Genomic DNA, 20,818 nt, shown 5'->3' with positions numbered 1-20,818 from the left:
GACTTGATTTTAACGATCTGGCGAGAGAAGACTCTGATGAAAAACTGGAAAACAAGTGCAGAAGCAATCCTGACCACTGGCCCTGTCGTGCCGGTTATCGTGGTAAACAAGCTGGAGCACGCTGTACCGATGGCGAAAGCGCTGGTTGCGGGCGGCGTTCGCGTTCTGGAAGTGACCCTGCGTACCGCCTGCGCGATGGATGCCATTCGCGCGATTGCTAAAGAAGTGCCGGACGCCATTATCGGTGCGGGTACCGTAACGAACGCAAAACAGCTGGCTGAAGTAACCGAAGCGGGCGCACAGTTTGCCATCAGCCCGGGCCTGACCGAGTCGCTGCTGAAAGCCGCCACCGAAGGTACCATTCCGCTGATCCCGGGCATCAGCACCGTTTCTGAACTGATGCTGGGCATGGACTACGGTCTGAAAGAGTTTAAATTCTTCCCGGCGGAAGCGAACGGGGGCACCAAAGCGCTGCAGGCCATTGCCGGTCCATTCTCTCAGGTACGCTTCTGCCCGACGGGCGGTATCTCTCCTGCCAACTACCGTGACTACCTGGCGCTGAAAAGCGTGCTGTGCATCGGTGGCTCATGGCTGGTTCCGGCGGATGCGCTGGAAGCGGGCGACTGGGATCGCATCACCAAACTGGCTCGCGAAGCGGTAGAAGGCGCGAAGCAGTAAGTCATTCGCCGCATGAAAAACGGGCCTTTCGGCCCGTTTTTTTATCCCGTTACCTTAACGCTTGCTGCGGCCGCTTTCGCTCTCGCCACGGCGTCGTCAACGTTATCTCCGGTGGCTAACGCCACGCCAAGACGACGGGTACCGTCGATCTCCGGCTTACCGAACAAACGGACCTGCAACCCGGCACCCACCGCCGCGTCGACGTTATCAAACGTAACGTTCTGGCTGGTTAACTGCGGCAGGATCACCGCCGAGGCTGCCGGGCCGTACTGACGGATACCGCCGACGGGCAGGCCGAGGAAGGCGCGCACGTGCAGGGCGAACTCGGAGAGATCCTGCGAAATCAGCGTGACCATGCCGGTGTCATGCGGGCGAGGGGAGACTTCGCTGAAGGTCACCTCATCGCCGCACACAAACAGCTCCACGCCAAACAGGCCATAGCCGCCCAGCGCCAGGACGGTTTTACGGGCGATCGCCTGCGCACGCTCAAGCGCCAGGGCGCTCATCTGCTGCGGCTGCCAGGATTCGCGGTAATCGCCATCTTCCTGGCGGTGGCCAATCGGGTCGCAGAAATGGACGCCGTCAACGGCGCTGACGGTCAGCAGGGTGATCTCGAAATCAAACTTCACCACCCCTTCAACGATCACGCGACCGGCGCCTGCGCGGCCACCCTGTTGGGCGTACTCCCACGCCTTGTCCAGCGTGCTGCTGTCGCGGATAAAGCTCTGTCCTTTACCGGAGGAGCTCATCACCGGCTTAACGATGCTCGGGTACCCAATCTCCTCAACGGCCTGCAGGAATGCGGCCTTATCGCCAGCAAAACGATAGCTCGACGTGGGCAACCCGAGCTCTTCTGCCGCCAGACGACGAATGCCTTCGCGGTTCATGGTCAGCTTTGCGGCTTTCGCGCAGGGCACCACGCGCTGGCCTTCCTGCTCAAGCGCAATCAGCGTGTCGGTGGCGATGGCTTCAATTTCCGGTACAACGAAATCAGGCTTCTCGCGTGAAATCAGCTCACGAAGGGCATCGCCGTCCAGCATGTTAATCACATAAGAACGATGGGCGACGTGCATGGCGGGTGCATCGGCGTAGCGGTCTACGGCAATGACTTCCACGCCTAAACGCTGGCACTCAATGGCGACCTCTTTTCCCAGCTCGCCCGATCCCAACAGCATCACTCGCGTCGCCGCAGGTCGCAGCGCGGTTCCTAAACGAATCATAACAATCCCCCTGAAAAAGTTGCGGGCAGTATAAACGAAAACGTTTGCGTCTGTCTTGTGCACGGCCAGGTGAGGGGAGAAGAAATTTGCGCTTCTTTAGCCCGCCCAGACATTTCCTGACGCCTGCTCGCTTACGCTGTGGAACATGTTCACCGTTAAGTGAGGGAAACCATGTCTGGCTGGCTAAATCAATTGCAATCACTGTTAGGGCAGAAAACGTCGTCTTCCGGCGAGCGGGATCTCAGCAAACTGCTGGTGCCCGGGGCGCTCGGCGGGCTGGCAGGCCTGCTGGTCGCGAATAAATCCTCGCGCAAGCTGCTGGCAAAGTATGGGACAGGCGCGCTGCTGGCCGGTGGGGGCGCCATTGCGGGCACCGTCCTGTGGAATAAATACAAGGACAGGGTCCGGACCGCGCACAGTGATGAACCGCACTACGGCGAGCACACCTCGCCGCTGGATCTGCGTACCGAAAGGCTCATTCTTGCGCTGGTTTTTGCCGCGAAAAGTGACGGACATATCGACGATAAGGAACGGCTGGCGATCGAACAGCAGCTGCGCGAAGCCGGCGTCGAAGAGAAGGGCAGAGCGCTGGTGGCGCAGGCCATCGAACAGCCCCTTGATCCGCAGCGTCTGGCGCAAAGCGTGAAAAATGAGGAAGAGGCGCTTGAACTCTATTTCCTCAGCTGTGCCGCCATCGATATCGATCACTTTATGGAGCGGAGCTACCTGAATGCGCTTGGCGACGCGCTGAAGATCCCGCAGGACGTGCGTGAGGGCATTGAGCGGGATATTCGGGAACAAAAACAGGCGTTACAGGGATAGTTCTCGCCGTTGCGACCCTGTTTCGCTTGCATCATGCGTGGGTTTTGCCAACCTTATAGGGTGTAAAACGAAAAAGAATGACGACATGCCACCGAAAGCCCGACGTATACCTTATGCGATCACCACGCATGGCGATACGCGTATAGACAACTATTACTGGCTACGGGACGATTCGCGCTCCCGGCCAGAGGTGCTCGACTACCTGCACGAGGAAAACGACTATGGCCGCAAGGTCATGTCCAGCCAGCAGACGCTTCAGGACCAGCTGCTGAATGAAATGGTGCAGCGTATTCCCCAGCGCGATATCTCCGCGCCCTGGACCAAAAATGGCTATCGCTATCGCCATATTTATGAGCCCGGCAACGAGTATCCCATCTACCAGCGTCAGTCGGTCCTGAGCGCCGAATGGGATGCGTGGGATATTCTGCTGGATGCCAACCAACGCGCGGCCCACAGCGAGTTTTATACTCTGGGCGGCATGTCCATTTCGCCGGATAACGCGGTGATGGCGCTGGCGGAGGATTATCTCTCCCGTCGCCAGTACGGCCTGCGTTTTCGCAATCTGGACACCGGCAACTGGTATCCGGAAATGCTGGAAAACGTCTCCCCGGATTTTGTCTGGGCGAATGATTCCGAGACGGTGTACTACGTCAAAAAGCACGCCTCTACGCTGCTGCCCTATCAGGTATGGCGGCATACCATCGGAACGGACTCCGCAGACGACGAGCTGGTCTATGAAGAGAAAGACGAAACGTTTTATGTCAGCCTGCATAAAACCTCTTCGCGCCATTATGTCATTATCTTCCTGGCCAGCGCCACGACGTCGGAAGTCCTGCTGCTGGATGCCGAACTGCCGGACGCCCAGCCGCTCTGTTTTCTGCCGCGCCGAAAGGATCATGAGTACAGCCTGGATCACTTCCAGCACAGCTTTTATCTGCGCTCGAATCGCGAGGGTAAAAACTTTGGCCTCTATAAAACCAAAGTGCGCGATGAGCGCAAGTGGGAGGTGCTTATCCCCGCGCGGGATCAGGTGATGCTGGAAGGGTTTACCCTGTTCACCGACTGGCTGGTGGTGGAGGAGCGCCAGCGCGGGCTGACCAGCATCCGGCAAATCAACCGCAAAACGCGGGAAGTGGTGGGGATCGCGTTCGACGACCCGGCCTATGTGACGTGGATTGGTTTCAACCCGGAACCTGAATCCTCGCGGCTGCGCTACGGCTATTCTTCCATGACCACACCGGACACCCTGTTTGAGCTGGACATGGATACCGGGCAGCGTCAGGTGATAAAGCAGACCGAGGTTAAAGGGTTTGAGTCCGAAAACTACCGCAGCGAGCACCTGTGGGTCACCGCCCGGGATGGCGTCGAGGTCCCCGTCTCGCTCGTCTATCACAAAGCCCATTTCCAGAAAGGCAAAAACCCGATCCTGGTGTACGGCTACGGCTCCTACGGCTCCAGCATGGATGCTGATTTCAGCAGCAGCCGTTTAAGCCTGCTCGACCGCGGCTTTGTTTTCGCCATCGCCCATATTCGCGGCGGCGGTGAGCTGGGGCAGCACTGGTATGAGGACGGGAAATTCCTGAAAAAGAAAAACACCTTCAATGACTACCTCGACGTCTGCGATGCGCTGATTGATCAGGGCTATGGCGATCCGAAACTCTGCTTTGGCATGGGCGGCAGCGCGGGCGGCATGCTGATGGGAGCGGTTATCAACCAGCGTCCCGAACGCTTTAAGGGGATTGTCGCGCAGGTGCCGTTTGTCGATGTGGTGACGACCATGCTCGATGAATCCATTCCGCTGACGACCGGGGAGTTTGAAGAGTGGGGGAATCCGCAGGATGAGATTTACTACCGCTATATGAAAACGTACAGCCCTTACGATAACGTCGAGGCGAAAGCCTATCCCCACATGCTGGTCACCACCGGTCTGCATGACTCTCAGGTGCAGTACTGGGAGCCGGCAAAATGGGTGGCGAAACTGCGGGAGCTGAAAACCGACGACAACCTGCTGCTGCTGTGTACCGACATGGATTCCGGACACGGCGGGAAATCGGGACGATTTAAATCGTATGAAGGGGTGGCGCTGGAGTATGCCTTCCTGATTGGCCTGGCGCAGGAGACGCTGCCAGGCCGTGCAGAGCGTTAAGCTTCGCCCAGATAGTGCTTCAGCGTCAGGCGCAGTTCCGGGCTCATTTTGTCAAGGTTGTTATACAGCCAGCGCAAATAGCCCGGGTCTTTATCCGCAATATCCGACACCGCTCTGCCCCGGTATTTACCAAAGGTAAACGTGGTCAGCAGTGCGGGGCGTCCGGTAATCGTTGCCATATCGTCCGGCGTCCAGCCCGAGGTGTTCATAATATCGATGAGTAGCGCGGCGGTGATATAGCAGTCGTACAGGGCGCGGTGATGATGAAGCCCCTCAGGCGTGCGGACGCTGAGCTTGCGGGACTTGTACAGCGCCATGTTGCTGTATTTAATGCCCGGCCAGAGGCGACGCGCCAGCTTCATAGTACAAATCCATTCCCCCGGCATTTCAGGGAGCACCCGGCGGTCAAAACTGGCGTTATGCGCGACGTACCAGGGGCTACCGTAATAGTGGGGAATGATCTCTTCGATCCACGGCTTGTCCGCCACCATCGATTCGGTAATGCGATGGATAGCCATCGCCTGAGGGCTGATGGGGCGGTCAGGACGCACCAGATGGCTCATTGGGTTGACGATTTTACCATCAACCACGTCGACAGAGGCCACTTCCACAATTCCGCCCTGAAGATCGCAAGTTTCGGTATCGATGACGCGCAGCATTGAACACTCCTGAGCTTAAAACGCCTAGCCTAAAGGAATGATATCGCCTTGCCAACCCTCTCCGCCGAGCGTGCCGGTCAACAGCAGCTCGCCCTTATCCGCGCGAACGATCAGCTGGCCTTTTTCATCCCACAGCGCGCTACCGCCGCAGGCGTTCGCCATCAGCACCGCTATGGCATATTTATGCGCGAAGCGCTGCAGGGTACTGATGGACTGCCGCCAGCGGTTATCCTCCACTGACTGACAGCTGGTAAACAGCGACGCTCTGGGATCGAGATTGGGGGAATCGGCATGCGCATCAATAATGCTGAGCTGTTTCTCTCCCGGCACCAGGCTGGCTCCGCCACCTTGCGGGTAGCGAAGGATGCGTTGACGAGCGGGGGTGAAGAGCGCGAGACCTTTCTGGCGCTGACCATCCCGCTCCACGGGGAGCCCGGCAATTACGGTTATTCGGTAACGATGCGCCACGTCGAGCAGCGGTTCAAGCTGGGCGTCGCCGGGTGGGAGAGGTAACGTCGTCGTTCCCGAGCCTGTTAATGACAGTTCAGGAAACACCAGCAGATCGCACCCCTGCCGTGCTGCTTCGGCGATGAAGCGCAGGTGGTGCGTGATATGGTCATCGACACTCTGATGCTGCCCGCTATACTGGGCCGCCGCTATATTCCAATGTGACATCGTGACTTCCTTATACACTGAGTCGCAGGGATTTAAGAATACACCTAAATTTATCAGGGTTTTCTTATCCTGCCAGATTCAGCGTAAGGAAGTGTAACGGCTCGTTAAGCTTATTTAACTTTAGGTTCGTACGGTAAACGGGAGAGGTTGACCGAGGCGAGACGGTGGGCGATGAGTCTTTCGCGAAACCAGTCGCGCAGATGGGCGGGCTGTTCCCGTTCAACGACTTCAGCCACGACAGGCATGTTGTAACGCTCTTTAAACGCGACGCCAGCGGCAGCGAGATCGACATTCACTTTATCCATCTCGTCCTGTGGAAGGGCGGCCAGATTGATCTTCATTACCTTCTCCTTTTTATGCGGCGGCAACGTTACCGCGATTGCACGACGATGACAAGCGGAGGCAGGATGATCCTCGACTCGTTTATTATACAGCGTTATTCTTTAGCATACAGACATAACAAAAAGGAATGATTGCGATGGGTTTCTCCGCTTCCCGCGCGGTATGCGCACTGGTTTTTCTGGCCTCTACAATGATGACCCCCTCCGTGCTGGCGCATGCGCACCTTAAGCAGCCGATCCCGGCAGCGGACAGCGTGGTGAGCGCTCCGCAGGCACTGACGCTGAATTTTTCAGAAGGCATCGAACCGGAATTTAGCGGTGTGGTGGTGACGGATGCGCAAAAGCAGGTCATCAAAACGGGAACCGCCACGCGCGACGAAAAGAACAAGGCGCAGCTCACCGTTCCGCTGGACCAAACGCTGACGCCAGGGACGTACCAGGTAGACTGGCATGTCGTCTCTGTAGACGGTCATAAAACCAAAGGTAGCTATCACTTTAGCGTGAAATAGCATGCTGGCGCTGTGTTATATCGGGTTGCGCTTTATCCATTTCGGGGCGCTGATGCTGATTTTTGGCAACGCGCTTTACAGCGTCTGGTTTGCGCCTTCCTCTCTCCAGCGGCTGATGTCCCGACGTTTCCAGCTGCAGCAGAAAGTGGCGGCTTTTGTGAGCCTGGCGGCTGCACTCCTGATGTTTATGCTTCAGGGCGGGCAGATGGGTAACGGTTGGGGCGACGTATTTGCCCCACAGGTCTGGTCCGGCGTAATGAGGACACAGTTTGGCGGCGTCTGGCTGTGGCAAATGATTCTCGCTGCGATGACGGTCGCTGCAGCATGGCTCGCGCCGCTGAAGGGTTCGCGGCTGCTGCTGCTCGCCATGGGGCAGCTTATCCTGCTGGCGGGGGTAGGGCACGCGGCGATGAACGACGGTCCGATGGGGGCGCTGCAGCGCCTTAATCACGCTTTTCACCTGATCTGTGCTGCTACCTGGCTTGGCGGATTACTGCCCCTGCTGTTCTGCATGCGTCTGGCGAACGGGCGCTGGCAGAATGCCGCCATCTATACCATGATGCGCTTCTCGCGCGTGGGCCATTATGCGGTCGCGGGCGTGCTGCTCAGCGGAGCGGTCAATGCGCTCATGATACTGGGCGTCCATGTTCCCTGGCAGGCTGACTACGTGCAGTTTTTGTTGTTCAAATGTGCGCTGGTGGCGTTGATGGTGGTAATTGCGCTGGCAAATCGGTATTTTCTGGTGCCACGGTTTCGTCCGGAGACCGGGCGAGCACAACAGATTTTTATCAGGATGACACAGGCAGAAGTGGTGCTGGGGGCGCTGGTACTGGCAACGGTCAGTCTGTTCGCCACCTGGGAACCCTTCTGACAAGGTTAAATATCATATGAAAAAGACAGTACTTTCTCTCATATTGCTGGCCTGCACGGGGAGCGCGTTTGCCGCACCGCAGGTTATCACCGTCAGCCGTTTTGAAGTGGGTAAGGATAAATGGGCGTTCAACCGCGAAGAGGTGATGCTGACCTGCCGTCCGGGCCATGCGCTGTATGCCATCAACCCGAGCACGCTGGTGCAATACCCGTTAAATGAAACCGCCGAGCAGCAGGTGGCCAGCGGAAAGAGCAGCGGCCAGCCGATTAGCATCATTCAGATCGATGACCCGGCGAATCCGGGACAGAAAATGAGTCTGGCCCCGTTTATCGAGCGCGCCGACAAGCTCTGCTAACGTTCAGGTTTGCAATAAAAAACCGCAGATGCTTGCGAAAGCACTGCGGTTTTTCACATTTTATGATGCTCTGGCGCTTTTTTTCCGACCGCTTTAGCTGTGGACTGGAAAACCTGGCGTCGTCATCTATTCTTAAAAGGCAAGGCGACTTAGCCTGCATTAATGCCAACTTTTAGCGCACGGCTCTCTCCCAAGAGCCATTTCCCTGGACCGAATACAGGAATCGTATTCGGTCTCTTTTTATCTGCATGAAAGTAAAAGACTAATCCTTTCGTTGTCTCACTTCTGCAGCGCACGTTCTGTACGTCTGGTTAAAACATAACACACTACGGCATGCTGTAGTCCAGCCCTTTTTGCCTGTTTTGTTAAATTTTCGTGTGCAATTCAGTAAAGCGCGTGCGGGGTCTAAAAGTACGACCTAACCGACGCCTCGATTTCATCAAGCAGCTCAAAGCGACGGCGGTATTCAGCGCGTTTTTTACTGGCAATTTCTTCAAGGGATTTGCGCTCCATATGCAGCGGGAGCTGCCAACTGAAGGTCGAGCGTTTTTGACCGTCAATAGAAGCCCAAAACTCGTCGTAGCTGGCATGGAAATGACGACCTTTACTCAGACGATAGCGCAGCGCGCGGAAGATATGCCCTTCATCGCTGACTGCGTAAATGGCTTTCATGCCGGAAAGGGTTGCAAGCTGGAAAAGCACTTCCATCAACACGCGTTTCGGGAAAAGACCATGGCAGGCACGGGTCGCCTGTTTGATTACATCGCGGGATACGCTGCGGCGCGGGCCCTGAAGACCCCCAATCACCAGCGCATATTCTCCGTTTTCACGCGTAACGCAAAACGTCACGCTCGCAAGCAGGGTATTTTCGTTATCACGCAGCCACAGCGTACACTCGCCCTCACGCTCTGCTTTACTGGCGTTCATGGCATTAACGTTATAGCTCACGCCATCTTTAGCATGAAACTCAACAATGGATTGTTCTTGCGGCCCGGTTAAGGCGGCGATTAGCCCGGCATCTCTTAGGGAGTCAATCCACTGATAATGGGTGATGATGGCATTGGCCCGTGCGTTGGCATTCATCCCCCGCATGAGATACTGGCGATGCGTTTTGCTCGGCAGGGTGATTTGCGAAGCCAGCAGCTGGTCGAAATCGTTGCGGCGAGCCAGTGCATTGAGCATGCGATGCGTGGAAGACCAGAACAGCAGTGAACGTAACAGAAATTTGAGACGGTACTCGCGTTTTTGCCAGATAGGACCTGGAACGAGTTTACCTTTCACCAGTTCGGAAATGATATGGGTACGATGCGAATGTGGCACATCTTCTTGCAGGCGCTTATTTGACACGGAAAGACCTCAAAGTTTATGCAATGCATATTTTAGGGGCATGCAAAAGTGTATTAATACTGGTGAAATATTTATTTATCCTTAGTTTACTGTTTGTTTAACTTTATGAAAAGCGCTCCAGCGGAGCTTCCCTGCGCATATGTTAGCTGCAGCTACACTCTCTTGTGGGAGGTTCTATGTATGAGCGAATAGATGGTCGAAAGTGGCGTCACGTCTGGGTGGTCAGCGATATACATGGCTGTTATCAGCGGCTTATGGATGAGCTTAAACGCCGTCATTTTAATCCGTATGAGGATTTGCTTATTTCCGTTGGGGATATGATCGATCGCGGTCCGGACAGCGTTAAATCATTACAGCTTATCAATGAAAAATGGTTTCGTGCCGTCCGGGGCAACCATGAGCAAATGGCGCTCGACAGTCTGGATAATAACGATTTTTCACTCTGGACAATGAATGGTGGAATATGGTTCAGGCAACTTGAACGGGACCAGCAACAGCTTGCGCTGTCGTTGCTTGAGGCCTGTCACGATTTACCGCATATCATCGAGATAACCTGTGCGAACGGTCTGAACGTGATTGCCCATGCGGATTATCCGGCAGCGGAATACCGCTGGCAAAAACCGGTGAGCGCCCAGCGCGTTTTATGGGATCGCGATCGGTTGACGGGGTTTATGGTGGGTAAAGGGCAGGGCATCAGCGGTGCGGATCATTTCTGGTTCGGACATACGCCCGTCGACAGAAGGTATGATTTTGACAATCTCCACTACATTGATACGGGCGCCGTATTTGACGGTTACTTTACGCTGGCGCAGCTGCAGTAATAAATAACCCGCCTTCGGGCGGGTTCTCTTTAGGTCAGGCAAGACGCATGACCCAGGCATCGGTTTTACTATCGTAATGCTCACGGTAAAGAACAGAATGTTCGCCATCAAGTATTGCCGGGACGCTGGTGTCTGCATCCCATGCATCGAGCTGCATGCACAAATCCGGGTCGGATTTGCAGGGAATACTTAACGTTCGATCGCCTTGCGCTTCGCCGCGCAGTTCTGCGTCGTCGATCTCAAAAGCGCCAATACGCACGCTGGTTTTCGTCATAGTGCTCTCCGGGTCGGTTGTCAAAATCTGGTATGACCAGTACGGCCACCCATTTTTGATCGTAGACAAGGAGAGCAAAATCGCCAGTAAAAAAATGCGCTTTTTTTCAGGCCGAGCGATCGTTACCGGTAAACAGTCGTCCATCCCGGACCAGCTCGCGCGGATAGCTGTTTTTCAGTCGTGAACCGACTTTTTTTGCCAGCCCGAGCGGGTATCCCTGATACGTCACGATCACTTCATCGCCTGATGGCGTGCTGTCAGGATAGACATCGCGACCACGGTACCACTCTTCGGCTTCCTGATGCGTCAGGGCAAAGGCATTCTCGTGCCCGGCAAGGGCGATGACGGCCTCATGCTGCCAGCGATAGCCTTTATTATGCACTTCCGTCAGGCGGATCCCGATTCGGGAAAAACGGACCTTTCCGATGAGCGGTTCGATCTCAGCCGGGAACAGCCATACCTCTTTATCACGGATCCAGAGGTGCAGGCTCTCATCCCAGACCAGACCAACCTTTTCGGCGGCGGCGACAAGCTGTGCTGCATCGCGCCCTTTGAGGGGGGCAAACGGGAAGGTGCCGACCTTGAATTTGGGTGCGGGCAGGGGAGCAACCGCCTGCGTTTTACGCAGACGTGCCACAAAGAAGCCTTCGCAGTCGTAAATCTGCGGGAATACGTGGAGGAAACCCTCCGGCGTAATCGCCTCCTGTGCTGAGACAAACAGATCGTTAAGCGGCAGGAATTCGACCGCATCCGGGTATTGCGCTTTCAGCCACAGGCAGACGTCTTCGTTTTCATCGCGGTTTAAGGTGCACGTTGAATAGACCAGCGTGCCGCCTGGGCGAAGGGCATGGAATGCGCTTTCGATCAACTCCCGCTGCGTGGCGGCGATCTCAAGGTTGCTTTCCACGGACCAGTTCTTTAACGCATCGGGATCTTTACGCACCACCCCTTCGCCGGAGCAGGGAGCGTCCAGCAGAATGGCGTCGAAGGCTTCCGGCAGGGCAGCGCCAAACACGCGGCCGTCGAAGTGCGTCAGGGCAACGTTATGAATACCGCAGCGGCTGATGTTGGCATGCAATACCTTCACGCGGCTGGCGGAAAACTCGTTGGCGAGGATCGCGCCCCGGTTACCCATACGGGCGGCAATCTGCGTGGTTTTTGAGCCGGGCGCCGCGGCCACATCCATCACGCGCTCGGGCGCATTGCCATCGGCGAACAGGGCTGCCACCGGCAGCATCGAGCTGGCTTCCTGGATATAGAACAGGCCGCTCAGATGTTCAGCGGTGCTTCCCAGCGGCACGGCGTCTTCGTCATCGCGCTCGATCCAGAACCCCTCAGCGCACCACGGTACCGGCGTAAGCTGCCAGCTGTAGGGCGCGACCAGCGCCAGAAAATCCTCGACGCTGATTTTCAGCGTGTTGACGCGAATACTGCGGCGTAACGGACGCTGGCAGGCGGCGATAAAATCGTCTAACGACAGGTGAGAAGGAAGCGCCTCGCGCATCTGCGCCAGGAATTGTTCAGGAAGAAATACGGAGTTTTGAGCCACGGGCACACCACAGGGAAAAGTTCAGGTGCGCAGTGTAACATAAAGGCTCCGGTGCGTTGACACCGGAGCCTTGCAGATTAACGCGGCAGGGCGGTTCCCCATTCGCGCCACTCTTTCGGTTCGCTTTCGAGCAGCAGGAAATGTTTACCCGGCTGCGCTTTCGGCGCCAGCGGCGTCCCCGGCGGTGAGGCAAACGCAATACCACCGCGAATGAACTGGTTGAAGGTCCCGGTTTTCACCACGCCTCCCGTCAGGCCGAAGTCCAGCGAGTAGCCGGATGCCAGCCAGAACACCGAGTTATTACGCACCAGGTGCTGGTAGCGTTCGCTGATGCGTAGCGCCACCATCACGCGGTCGGAGAGCGTCCCGAGCGTCAGGCCCGTGACCGTACCGACCTCAATGCCGCGGAACAGGACCGGCGTGCCGATGCTCAGCGAGCCGGCTTCCGGCACTTCCACCACGATGCTCAGGCCACCAAGGTAGCGCGAGTCGGTGATCGTGGCTTCCTGCAGCTCGAAATCACGACGGGCATTGCCCTGGCCGGGCTCAACGTTGATGTACGGCTGCAAAATGGTGTCGAGATGCTCAACGCCTGCGGCCGAGATCTGCGGTGTCACCACCGAGAAGCGCGAACCCGCGCGCGCAAAGGTCTGCACATATTCCGGGTAGAGCACGGCGGTAGCCTGCACCTCGTTGCGCGAGGTGATCAGCGTCAGCTTCTGGATCTGCCCGATATCAATGCCCAGGTAGCGGATGGGCATGCCTTCCGCCAGCTTGCCGGCGTCAAACGCGTGCAGGGTAATCTGCCCGCCCACGGCGCGTGCGGCGGTCTCGGACGGGAAGAGAATTCGCTTATCGCCTTTACGCAGGTTCGCGCCCGCTCCGCTGAGGTTATCGAAGCTAATCGCCCCGCGCAGCGCGCGTGACAGCGGAGAGGCCTGCACGGTCAGTCCATTACCGTTCAGCTGCACTTTCGCGCCGCCTTCAGCCCAGAAGACGCTGTTCGGCGTCAGCAGCTTGCGGTACTCCGGCTTGATGTGCAGTTCGATATCAAAGGCGTCGGCACGCGGGCGAACGGTGATCACTTCCCCGACTTCAAACTTGCGATACAGCACCACGGAGCCCGCCTGAACGTCCGGCAGGGTCTCGGCGCTTAACGTCAGCGTGGTGGTAGGAAGATCGCTCAGGCTGTTTTCAATCGCTTTCTCAAGGTTGGCATACAGCGGGTAGCTGTCGCGCACGGGGCCTTTATCCCCCGGCAAAATACGGATGCCGCCGTTCACCCATTCGCTGGCGCTGGCGCCGAGAAACTCCACGCCGTCCAGACCTACCTTCACGTCGACGCGACTGTTCACCACGAATTTACTGTCGCCATGTACCAGGTCTCTGTATTGCGGGTCGATGGCAACGGAGAATTGCACCCCATCCGCGGAGAGCTTCCGCTCCAGCACCTGTCCCACCTGCACGCCGTGTAAAATCAACGGCTGACCGGCTTCAATCCCATAGCTTTCTGGCGCATTGAGCGTAACCGTCACGACGCCCGGCTTTTGCAGCAGGGCTTTATCCGCCGGGGCAATCACGAAGCTATTGCTGGGCTGACCTTCCCCGGGGATCAGCTCAAAGGTATTGCCGGTCAGCAGCGTGCTGAGGCTGGTATCGTTCAGGGAGATCTTTGGACTGCGCATTTCGATGCGCGTTTTCTCGCGCAGGAGATCGACCACGCTCGGATCGACCGTCATTTCGCCAGTGACCGAACCGCCCGGGTTGAGCGTCATTTTGGTGAGCTGGCCGACCTGCAGACCCTGATACATCAGCGGCGTTGAACCCGCTTTTAGTCCTTTAGCATCGGGAAGGGCGAGTTTGACGATCACGCCGCGCTGGCTGTGCGCCAGATCGGCGTATAATCCGAACGTGTCATCAGCGGTGGCAGGGCTTGAGTTTTCCGGGGAGTCAAAGGCGATGGCGCCGTTCACCAGTGCGGCCAGACTCTCCAGCTTCACTTTTGCACCGCTCAGGCTGAGGTCGGCATCCACGCCGGACACGTTCCAGAAGCGGCTGCCTTTTTTCACCAGATTGGTGAAGCGACGTTCGATCAGCACATCAATGGTGACGCCCTGTTTATTCGGGTTAATCGCGTAGTCGTACACGCGGCCAACCGGGATCTTACGAAAATAGACCAGGGAGCCGCTGTTCAGGGAACCGAGGTCCGGCGCCTGGAGATGAATCATCAAATCGCCGTTATTGAGGCGGTATTTGGGCTGCGTATCCAGAGCCACAAAGTGATCCTGCGGTTCGCCTTTGCCGGGCATCATGCCGATATAGTTACCGCCGACGAGCGCATCCAGACCGGAAACACCGGCCAGCGAGGCTTTTGGCGTCACCAGCCAGAACTGCGTTTCGCTGCGCAGGGCATCCTGCATGTCAGATTTGATACTGACCCGCACCTGAATCTTATTCAGCCCTTTTCCAAGGGAGATATCCTGAACCGTACCCACTTCAACCCCCTGGAAGCGTACGGGGGTTCGCCCGGCGACGATGCCGTCGGCGGTCTGGAAATCAATGGTGACGGTACTGCCGCGATCCTCATAGCTTGTCCAGATAAGCCAGCCTGCAATCATCAGGGCGATGACGGGCAGCAACCAGAATGGCGAAATGCGGCGTTTTGTTTTAATTCTCGCTTCAGTCGGCGAAGCGGGGGTTTCCTGACTCATGTGCATCCCAAAGTAAGCGGCTATCCAGCCATTCCACAGCAAGAATAGTCAATATCACCGCAGAGCCGAAATAAAAAGCCGCGGGTCCCATTGTAAAAGCAAGTAACTGATCGCGATTGATGAGCGACATCATCAGCGAAATCACGAACAGATCTAACATTGACCAGCGGCCAATCCAGGTGACGAATCGCAGAAGCAAAATGCGGGTCCGTAAACCTTGTTCACACTTTAAGTGAATGCTGATGAGCAGGGTAATCATCACCACCACTTTGGTAAAGGGAACCAGGATACTGGCAATAAAGACGATCGCCGCCACCCCGACATTGCTGTGCGCAAGGGAGATAATCCCGGAAAGGATAGTATCCTCCTGACGTCCACCATTCACGTAAATGATGGAAATCGGCAGCATATTGGCGGGGATCAGAAACACCAGGGAGGCGATCAGCGCCGCCCAGCATTTTTGCAGGCTGTTATTGCGCCGCAGTCTCAACGGAATGTGGCACCGCGGGCAGCGTCCGCGCGTGTCGGGTAACCCGGTATAGTGGCAACCCAGACAGACGCGCAGATTTTCATCGGGACGCGTGGCGGGGCGCTGAGGGTAGAATCGCTCCCAGAGCTGCTCAACGTTCAGGTGGATCAGCGTCAGGATGCTCAGCAATACCAGACAGATGAAGGCAAAGAGTCCGACGCCGGGCTGCAAAAAGGCGTAGTCCTGCACCTTTATTGACGCAACCCCCACGCCGACCAGATAAATATCCAGCATGACCCACTCTTTGAGCTTATCCAGCATCAGCAGCACCGGGCGAAGGTTCATGCCAAGAATATTGCCAAACCAGAGATAGGCAATGGCGGCAACCAGCACAAGCGGTGCGCCGACGGTGCAGAACAGCACCATCGCGGCGGTGATGGGATCGCCCTGACGGGTCATCTGCCAGATGCCCTGCAGCACGTTGGCGTCAATGCGCACGCCGAGCAGGTAGAGTTTTAGCAGCGGCTCACTCCAGGCGAAGGGCATCAGCAGCAGCATGGTAACGGCCATGGCGGCGAGGCGGGTCAACGACCAGTCGCGGCCATCGCGAATTTTGGCGTCACAGCGGGGACAGAAGGCACTTTGGTGCGATTTCATCTTCGGCAACATAAAAAGCGTATCGCACTGGGGGCAACGCTGATAATGTGCACGAGGCAAAGCTTCGCTTACCGTATGGACAGTTATCTTTCTTGTCGGCGTAATTTTGGTTGTTTTTAAGGCCATCAGCTGCGCACAAATAAGTATTGTTGAAAGTTATAATAACTCATGAACGGATTCATCTTGAGCATGAGCGCATTTAATGCTTATTTTAATAGGCTATGCGGTAATTTTGTAAGACAACTAAGTGATTGAATAATGAACAAAACAGAATTCTACGCGGATCTGAACCGCGATTTTAAGGCATTGATGGCGGGTGAGACCAGCTTCTTAGCCACTCTGGCAAATACTAGCGCATTGCTGTTTGAACGTCTCTCTGACGTGAACTGGGCTGGCTTTTACCTTCTGGAAGGTGAAACGCTGGTGCTCGGTCCGTTCCAGGGCAAACTGGCCTGCGTGCGTATTCCGGTAGGGCGTGGCGTATGCGGCACGGCGGTGGCCGAGAATCAGGTCCAGCGTGTGGAAGACGTTCATGCGTTTGACGGGCACATCGCCTGTGATGCCGCCAGTAATTCTGAAATCGTTCTGCCGCTGGTGGTTAAAAATCAGATTATTGGCGTTCTGGACATCGACAGTACGGTCTTCAGTCGCTTTACAACCGAGGACGAACAGGGGCTGCGCGAGCTGGTGGCGAATCTGGAAAACGTACTCGCAGCAACCGATTATCAAAAATTCTTTGCGAGCGTCGCAGGATAATCAACGGATAACGTAGCATTTACTGATAGCGTCATTATAATGACGCCTGTTCATGCCTGCGCTTGTTGGCAACGTCCGTTGTAATCAGGAAATTTCATGGAAAATCAACCTAAGTTGAATAGCAGTAAAGAAGTTATCGCATTTCTGGCCGAGCGTTTCCCGCAGTGCTTCAGCGCGGAAGGCGAAGCTCGTCCCCTGAAAGTCGGTATTTTTCAGGATCTGGTGGCGCGTGTTGAAGGGGAAATGAACCTCAGCAAAACTCAGCTGCGTTCCGCCTTACGTCTTTATACTTCGAGCTGGCGTTACCTGTACGGTATCAAACCTGGCGCGACCCGCGTGGATCTCGACGGCAACCCTTGCGGTGAGCTGGACGAGCAGCACGTTGAGCACGCGCGCAAGCAGCTGGAAGAAGCCAAAGCACGCGTTCAGGCACAACGTGCAGAACAGCAAGCGAAAAAACGCGAAGCCGCCGCGGCAAACGGCCAGGAAGAAGCGCCTCGTCGTGAGCGTAAACCACGCCCTGCGCCGCGTCGTCACGATAATAACGATCGCAAACCGCGTGCAGACAAACCAGCAGCAAAAGCCCCGCGTGCGCCTCGTGAAGAGCCGCGCCATACCCCGGTTTCTGACATCAACGCCCTGAGCGTGGGTCAGGCACTGAAGGTAAAAGCGGGTAACAATGCTATGGACGCCACCGTACTGGAAATCACCAAAGATGGCGTTCGTGTACAGCTGACTTCTGGTATGTCAATGATTGTACGCGCAGAACACTTGTTGTTCTGAAACGGAGGCCAAGCCTGGCATGAACACTTTTTTTAAGCTCACCGCGCTGGCGGGCCTGTTTGCTATAACAGGTCACGCCTTTGCAGTGGACGATATCACGCGTGTTGATCAAATTCCGGTACTCAAGGAAGAGACGCAGCACGCGACGGTGAGCGAGCGCGTGACCTCACGTTTCACCCGTTCGCACTATCGTCAGTTCGATCTCGATCAGGCCTTTTCGGCCAAAATCTTTGACCGCTATCTGAACTTGCTGGATTACAGCCATAACGTTTTGCTCGCCAGCGATGTCGAGCAGTTCGCTAAGCGGAAATCCGAGGTGGGTGACGAGTTGCGTTCAGGCAAGCTGGATCTCTTCTACGATCTCTACAACCTGTCGCAAAAGCGCCGCTTCGAACGCTATGAGTACGCGCTGAAAGTGCTGGAACGTCCGATGGACTTCACCGGCAACGACACCTTCAATCTGGACCGCAGCAAAGCGCCCTGGCCAAAAGATGAAGCCGAGCTGAATGCGCTGTGGGACGGCAAAGTGAAATACGACGAGCTGAGCCTTAAGCTCACCGGCAAAGACGAAAAAGAGATCCGTGACACGCTGACGCGTCGTTACAAATTTGCCATTCGTCGCCTGGCACAGACCAACAGTGAGGATGTTTTCTCACTGGCCATGACGGCCTTTGCGCACGAAATCGATCCTCACACCAACTATCTCTCACCTCGCAACACCGAGCAGTTTAATACCGAAATGAGCCTGTCTCTGGAAGGTATCGGCGCGGTGCTGCAGATGGACGATGATTATACGGTGATCAATTCGATGGTCGCGGGTGGCCCGGCATCCAAAAGCAAAGCCATTAGCGTAGGCGATCGCATTGTGGGTGTGGGACAAACCGGCCAGAACATGGTCGATGTGATCGGCTGGCGTCTTGATGACGTGGTTGCGCTGATCAAAGGTCCGAAGGGCAGCAAGGTTCGTCTGGAAATTCTGCCAGCCGGAAAAGGCACCAAAACCCGTATCGTTACCCTGACCCGTGAGCGTATCCGTCTGGAAGATCGCGCGGTGAAAATGTCGGTGAAAACCGTGGGTAAAGAGAAGGTGGGTGTCCTGGATATTCCTGGCTTCTACGTCGGGTTGACTGACGATGTGAAAGTTCAGCTGCAGAAACTTGAAAAGCAGAACGTCAGCAGCATCATCATCGACCTGCGCAGTAACGGCGGCGGGGCGCTGACGGAAGCGGTTTCACTCTCTGGCCTGTTCATCCCATCTGGCCCGGTGGTTCAGGTGCGCGATAACAACGGTAAAGTGCGTGAAGATGCGGACAATGACGGTGTGGTCTACTACAAAGGCCCGTTGGTGGTTCTGGTTGACCGCTTCAGCGCTTCCGCGTCTGAGATCTTTGCCGCTGCCATGCAGGACTACGGCCGCGCGCTGATCGTCGGTGAGCCAACCTTCGGGAAAGGCACCGTTCAGCAGTATCGCTCTCTGAATCGGATTTACGATCAAATGCTGCGTCCGGAATGGCCTGCACTGGGCTCGGTTCAGTACACCATTCAGAAATTCTACCGCGTAAACGGCGGCAGTACGCAGCGTAAGGGTGTCACGCCGGACATCATCATGCCGACAGGCACCCAGGAGACGGAAACAGGCGAGAAGTTTGAAGATAACGCGTTGCCGTGGGACAGCATCAATGCCGCGACCTACGTGAAAGCGGGTGATATGACGCAATTTGGCCCTGAGCTGCTGAAGGCGCATAACGACCGCATCGCGAAAGATCCGGAGTTCCAGTACATCCTGAAGGATATTGCCCGATTCAATGCCCTGAAAGATAAGCGGAATATCGTTTCTCTGAACTACGCTCAGCGTGAAAAAGAGAACAACGAAGACGATGCAACCCGCCTGGCGCGTATCAACGATCGCTTCAAGCGTGAAGGTAAACCTCTGCTCAAGAAACTGGACGATCTGCCAAAAGATTACCAGGAGCCGGATCCGTATCTCGACGAGACGGTGCATATCGCGCTCGACCTGGCGAATCAGGAAAAAGAGAAACCTGCCGTACAGCCCGCTCCGGCAAAATAACCTCCCAACAGGCACAAGAGATTGTGCCTGTTTCTTTTTGTTCTTCATCCTTCCGTCAGCCAGATTTTCAATTGTGTAAAGTTGTGTCTTTCTGGTGACTTACGCCCGCCGGATGCTTGAAAATAGCCGCAATACCCATACGATGTGGGTAATCGCATAGTGCGTTTTGTTAAACTGAGGTAAAAAGAAAATTATGATGCGAATCGCGCTCTTCCTGCTCACCAACCTGGCGGTGATGGTGGTTTTCGGGCTCGTGCTAAGCCTGACAGGAATTCAGTCGAGCAGCGTTCAGGGTCTGTTGATTATGGCGCTGCTGTTTGGTTTTGGTGGCTCGTTCATCTCCCTGCTGATGTCGAAGTGGATGGCATTGAAATCGGTAGGGGGTGAGGTTATTGAACAGCCGCGTAACGATATGGAACAGTGGCTGATGAATACGGTGGCTCAGCAGTCCCGTCAGGCCGGGATCGCCATGCCGCAGGTGGCCATTTACCATGCTCCGGACATCAACGCGTTCGCCACGGGTGCCCGCCGCGATGCGTCACTGGTCGCTGTTAGCACCGGACTGCTGCAGAACATGAGCCGTGACGAAGCCGAAGCGGTTATCGCCCACGAAATCAGCCATATCGCAAACGGTGACATGGTGACCATGACCCTGATTCAGGGCGTGGTAAACACCTTCGTGATCTTTATCTCCCGTATTCTGGCGCAGATTGCCGCTGGCTTCATGGGCGGCAACCGTGACGAAGGCGAAGAGAGCAACGGCAACCCGCTGATCTATTTTGCCGTGTCGATGGTGCTGGAACTGGTATTCGGTATTCTGGCGAGCATCATCACGATGTGGTTCTCCCGCCACCGTGAATTCCACGCGGATGCCGGTTCTGCGAAGCTGGTTGGTCGCGAGAAGATGATTGCCGCGCTGCAGCGTCTGAAAACCTCCTACGAGCCGCAGGAAGCGAACAGCATGATGGCCTTCTGCATTAACGGTAAATCCAAATCGCTGAGCGAGCTGTTTATGTCTCACCCGCCGCTGGATAAACGTATTGAAGCGCTGCGCAGTGGGGAATACCTGAAGTAACGCAACAAAACTCAATAAGCCGGGCAGGAGAA

At 56.0% G+C, this 20,818-nt stretch carries 20 protein-coding genes; 11 read left to right on the top strand and 9 right to left on the bottom strand.

Features of this window, described 5'->3' with window-relative positions; genetic code table 11:
* The first annotated feature begins 36 nt into the window (after positions 1 to 36).
* Positions 37 to 678 carry a bifunctional 4-hydroxy-2-oxoglutarate aldolase/2-dehydro-3-deoxy-phosphogluconate aldolase gene (gene kdgA / locus L362_RS13140; protein WP_008500459.1) on the top strand — a complete coding sequence of 214 codons (642 nt, stop codon included), beginning with the start codon at positions 37 to 39 and terminating at the stop codon, positions 676 to 678.
* A 41-nt stretch (positions 679 to 719) separates the two neighbouring features.
* Here the strand turns inward: kdgA and purT are convergent, their stop codons facing one another.
* On the bottom strand, positions 720 to 1,898 hold the full coding sequence (gene purT / locus L362_RS13145; protein WP_023344423.1) for a formate-dependent phosphoribosylglycinamide formyltransferase: 1,179 nt from the start codon (positions 1,896 to 1,898) through the stop codon (positions 720 to 722).
* Positions 1,899 to 2,069: 171 nt separating this feature from the next.
* On the opposite strand from purT, the gene L362_RS13150 reads away from it, so the two are divergent.
* Positions 2,070 to 2,720, top strand: a complete 651-nt coding sequence (locus tag L362_RS13150) for a tellurite resistance TerB family protein (protein ID WP_021240435.1) — start codon at positions 2,070 to 2,072, stop codon at positions 2,718 to 2,720.
* 85 nt (positions 2,721 to 2,805) lie between these two features.
* Positions 2,806 to 4,866, top strand: a complete 2,061-nt coding sequence (gene ptrB / locus L362_RS13155; protein WP_023293953.1) for an oligopeptidase B — start codon at positions 2,806 to 2,808, stop codon at positions 4,864 to 4,866.
* Here ptrB and exoX read toward each other — a convergent pair.
* The 3 genes from exoX to L362_RS13170 form a co-directional block, all read right to left on the bottom strand.
* Positions 4,863 to 5,525, bottom strand: a complete 663-nt coding sequence (exoX, locus tag L362_RS13160) for an exodeoxyribonuclease X (protein WP_008500463.1) — start codon at positions 5,523 to 5,525, stop codon at positions 4,863 to 4,865. The genes ptrB and exoX overlap by 4 nt on opposite strands.
* A gap of 24 nt (positions 5,526 to 5,549) precedes the next feature.
* Positions 5,550 to 6,200, bottom strand: a complete 651-nt coding sequence (locus L362_RS13165; RefSeq protein WP_023344421.1) for a carbon-nitrogen hydrolase family protein — start codon at positions 6,198 to 6,200, stop codon at positions 5,550 to 5,552.
* Positions 6,201 to 6,310: 110 nt separating this feature from the next.
* On the bottom strand, positions 6,311 to 6,541 hold the full coding sequence (locus tag L362_RS13170; RefSeq protein WP_008500465.1) for a DNA polymerase III subunit theta: 231 nt from the start codon (positions 6,539 to 6,541) through the stop codon (positions 6,311 to 6,313).
* Between the two features lie 137 nt (positions 6,542 to 6,678).
* Between L362_RS13170 and yobA the strand changes: the two genes are divergently transcribed.
* Genes yobA through L362_RS13185 form a run of 3 tightly spaced genes read left to right on the top strand, consistent with a single transcriptional unit; the run spans position 6,679 to position 8,276 of the window.
* Positions 6,679 to 7,050, top strand: a complete 372-nt coding sequence (gene yobA / locus L362_RS13175; RefSeq protein WP_023344420.1) for a CopC domain-containing protein YobA — start codon at positions 6,679 to 6,681, stop codon at positions 7,048 to 7,050.
* Position 7,051: 1 nt separating this feature from the next.
* Positions 7,052 to 7,921, top strand: a complete 870-nt coding sequence (gene copD / locus L362_RS13180) for a copper homeostasis membrane protein CopD (RefSeq protein WP_023344419.1) — start codon at positions 7,052 to 7,054, stop codon at positions 7,919 to 7,921.
* Between the two features lie 16 nt (positions 7,922 to 7,937).
* Positions 7,938 to 8,276, top strand: coding sequence for a YebY family protein (locus L362_RS13185; protein WP_008500468.1), 339 nt, complete (start codon positions 7,938 to 7,940; stop codon positions 8,274 to 8,276).
* Between the two features lie 405 nt (positions 8,277 to 8,681).
* On the opposite strand, the gene L362_RS13190 is transcribed toward L362_RS13185, so the two are convergent.
* On the bottom strand, positions 8,682 to 9,623 hold the full coding sequence (locus L362_RS13190; protein WP_023344418.1) for a VirK/YbjX family protein: 942 nt from the start codon (positions 9,621 to 9,623) through the stop codon (positions 8,682 to 8,684).
* A 176-nt stretch (positions 9,624 to 9,799) separates the two neighbouring features.
* Here L362_RS13190 and pphA point away from each other — a divergent pair, with 176 nt between their 5' ends.
* Positions 9,800 to 10,444 carry a protein-serine/threonine phosphatase gene (gene pphA / locus L362_RS13195; protein ID WP_023344417.1) on the top strand — a complete coding sequence of 215 codons (645 nt, stop codon included), beginning with the start codon at positions 9,800 to 9,802 and terminating at the stop codon, positions 10,442 to 10,444.
* A 34-nt stretch (positions 10,445 to 10,478) separates the two neighbouring features.
* Here pphA and L362_RS13200 read toward each other — a convergent pair whose 3' ends face one another.
* The 4 genes from L362_RS13200 to yebS form a co-directional block, all read right to left on the bottom strand.
* Positions 10,479 to 10,718 carry a YebV family protein gene (locus tag L362_RS13200; RefSeq protein ID WP_008500472.1) on the bottom strand — a complete coding sequence of 80 codons (240 nt, stop codon included), beginning with the start codon at positions 10,716 to 10,718 and terminating at the stop codon, positions 10,479 to 10,481.
* Between the two features lie 106 nt (positions 10,719 to 10,824).
* Positions 10,825 to 12,267, bottom strand: coding sequence for a 16S rRNA (cytosine(1407)-C(5))-methyltransferase RsmF (gene rsmF, locus L362_RS13205; protein ID WP_032637786.1), 1,443 nt, complete (start codon positions 12,265 to 12,267; stop codon positions 10,825 to 10,827).
* A gap of 77 nt (positions 12,268 to 12,344) precedes the next feature.
* Positions 12,345 to 14,978 carry a PqiB family protein gene (locus L362_RS13210; protein WP_023344415.1) on the bottom strand — a complete coding sequence of 878 codons (2,634 nt, stop codon included), beginning with the start codon at positions 14,976 to 14,978 and terminating at the stop codon, positions 12,345 to 12,347.
* Positions 14,947 to 16,230, bottom strand: a complete 1,284-nt coding sequence (yebS, locus tag L362_RS13215; protein WP_021240425.1) for a membrane integrity lipid transport subunit YebS — start codon at positions 16,228 to 16,230, stop codon at positions 14,947 to 14,949. Before yebS ends, L362_RS13210 begins: the two co-directional genes overlap by 32 nt.
* A 132-nt stretch (positions 16,231 to 16,362) precedes the next feature.
* Between yebS and L362_RS13220 the strand changes: the two genes are divergently transcribed.
* From L362_RS13220 to htpX, 4 genes are all read left to right on the top strand, one after another.
* A complete protein-coding gene (locus L362_RS13220; RefSeq protein WP_008500476.1) occupies positions 16,363 to 16,860 on the top strand; it encodes a GAF domain-containing protein in 498 nt (165 codons plus the stop codon).
* 96 nt (positions 16,861 to 16,956) lie between these two features.
* Positions 16,957 to 17,643, top strand: coding sequence for an RNA chaperone ProQ (gene proQ / locus L362_RS13225; protein ID WP_014884292.1), 687 nt, complete (start codon positions 16,957 to 16,959; stop codon positions 17,641 to 17,643).
* A gap of 19 nt (positions 17,644 to 17,662) precedes the next feature.
* Positions 17,663 to 19,711 (top strand): carboxy terminal-processing peptidase, encoded by a 2,049-nt coding sequence (gene prc / locus L362_RS13230; protein WP_023344414.1) that lies wholly within the window; start codon positions 17,663 to 17,665, stop codon positions 19,709 to 19,711.
* A gap of 193 nt (positions 19,712 to 19,904) precedes the next feature.
* Complete coding sequence (gene htpX, locus L362_RS13235) at positions 19,905 to 20,786, top strand: protease HtpX (protein ID WP_014884290.1); 882 nt, start codon at positions 19,905 to 19,907, stop codon at positions 20,784 to 20,786.
* Positions 20,787 to 20,818 lie beyond the last annotated feature (32 nt).

The organism is Enterobacter sp. MGH 16 (assembly GCF_000493175.1).
In the GTDB taxonomy this organism is placed as follows: Bacteria; Pseudomonadota; Gammaproteobacteria; order Enterobacterales; family Enterobacteriaceae; genus Enterobacter; species Enterobacter roggenkampii.
The sequence above is the reverse complement of the archived record's forward strand: the minus strand, read 5'-3'. Positions and strand labels throughout refer to the sequence as shown.